At 48.6% G+C, this 728-nt stretch carries 1 protein-coding gene; it reads left to right on the plus strand.

The genetic code is table 11. The features are described from left to right. On the plus strand, window positions 1-654 hold a 654-nt coding region (locus R7O13_RS26780; RefSeq protein WP_318305195.1), incomplete at its 5' end, for a flagellar M-ring protein FliF C-terminal domain-containing protein. Between the last annotated feature and the right edge of the window lie 74 nt (window positions 655-728).

The raw sequence follows: 728 nt of genomic DNA on the forward strand, positions 1-728 counted from the left end.
CAAGGCTCTGTACGTAAAGAATCGACCCGCAACTTCGAGCTAGATACCACGATTAGCCATGAGCGTAAGCAAACGGGCACCGTGGCGCGCCAAACTGTTTCAGTTGCCATCAAAGACCGTCGCCAAGTTAATCCAGATACAGGTGAAGTGACTTACACACCAATGTCGGAAGGTGAAATCAACGCGATTCGTCAGGTGTTGATTGGCACCGTCGGCTTTGATCAATCTCGTGGTGATTTACTTAACGTATTGAGCGTCAAGTTTGCCGAGCCAGAAACCGAGCAGCTTGTTGACCAACCAATTTGGGAACACCCGAACTTCAACGATTGGGTTCGTTGGTTCGCCAGCGCTTTAGTTATCATCGTGGTTGTGCTTGTACTGGTTCGCCCTGCAATGAAGAAACTGCTTAACCCAGCAGGTGATGACGACGATGAAATGTACGGCCCAGACGGCTTGCCAATTGGTGCAGATGGCGAAACCAGCCTAATTGGTAGCGACATTGAAAGCAGTGAGCTGTTTGAATTTGGTTCAAGTATCGATCTGCCTAACCTTCATAAAGATGAAGACGTACTGAAAGCGGTTCGTGCACTTGTAGCGAACGAACCAGAGCTAGCGGCTCAAGTTGTGAAAAACTGGATGAACGAAAATGGCTAACGATATCGTACCTCAAGATGAAAACGGCGCAGGCATGCCAGTTGAGTTTGATGCCTCCACCATTACTGGTGAAG

It is taken from the genome of Vibrio sp. Y176, assembly GCF_033438945.1.